The 237-nt window shown below is 28.3% G+C and carries 1 protein-coding gene; it reads left to right on the top strand.

What is annotated here, in order from left to right; genetic code table 11:
• A partial coding sequence (locus tag FUA24_RS04935) for an RNA polymerase sigma factor (protein WP_187388173.1) occupies positions 1 to 175 on the top strand: 175 nt, incomplete at its 5' end.
• Positions 176 to 237: the final 62 nt, after the last annotated feature.

The raw sequence follows: 237 nt of genomic DNA, 5'->3' as shown, positions 1-237 counted from the left end.
TTTACCAGAACAACAACGTATGATTATTCAATTAAGAGATATTGAAGAATACGATTTTGATGAAATAGCAAAAATACTAGATATGAATAACACTGCAGTACGTGTTGCCTTATCTAGAGCCAGAAAAACAATAAGAGAAAAATTAACTAATACACATAATTATGGTATTAAATAATATAGAAAAATTAATAGAAAAGTACGAGAACGGTGAAACCACGTTAAATGAAGAAGCACAGT

The sequence above is a fragment of the Seonamhaeicola marinus genome (assembly GCF_008085455.1).
This window is presented reverse-complemented; position numbering and strand designations above follow the sequence as displayed.